General features: G+C 61.4%; 2 protein-coding genes. Both read right to left on the bottom strand.

Annotated features, from left to right (window positions below):
- Positions 1 to 358: DDE-type integrase/transposase/recombinase (locus BN2503_RS20650; protein ID WP_158447385.1), on the bottom strand; the 358-nt coding region annotated here is incomplete at its 3' end.
- A 149-nt stretch (positions 359 to 507) separates the two neighbouring features.
- A partial coding sequence (locus tag BN2503_RS19190) for a transposase domain-containing protein (RefSeq protein ID WP_148639798.1) occupies positions 508 to 607 on the bottom strand: 100 nt, incomplete at its 5' end.

Below are 607 nucleotides of genomic sequence, written 5' to 3' on the forward strand. Positions count from 1 at the left end.
CGATGGCCTGGACTTGCTCGATGGAATTGAACAGATAGGCATCGAGCACCTCGGTGCGGAATGTCCTGTTGAACCGTTCGATGTAGGCGTTCTGGTTGGGCTCACCGGGCTCAATGTAGTTCAAGGCAATGCCCTTGCGCTGGGCCCATTCGACGTAGTCGTGGCTGGTCATCTCCGGGCCGTTGTCCATCCGGATCGATAGTGGCGCGCCGTACCAATCGACCAAACGGTCCATCGTGCGAATCAGCATCGAGGCCGGCAGTGACTGGGCCACCTGGATGGCCAGGGCCTCGCGGTTGGCCTCGTCGATCACGTTGAGGGTGCGGAACCGCCGGCCGTCGTAGAGCACGTCATGCATGAAGTCCAGCGCCCAGCCCTGATTGACGAACGATCCTGCAGTCAGCGGTACCGGCTCGCGTTTGGGGACGCGACGCTTCGTTCTGCGAGGAATGTTCGTATGCGTCCGGCAAACCCATGTTGACCGCCGCCGACGGTCATGGCTGAGACTCAGATGGCGCCGGATTGCCAGCGGTGTGGCAAGAGTTCGTCGATGCGGCTGGCCTTGTGCGTGGGCAGCCGGGTCAGCACATCCTTGAGATACGCGTAT

Source organism: Paenacidovorax caeni (assembly GCF_001298675.1).
Classification (GTDB): Bacteria; Pseudomonadota; Gammaproteobacteria; order Burkholderiales; family Burkholderiaceae_C; genus Paenacidovorax; species Paenacidovorax caeni.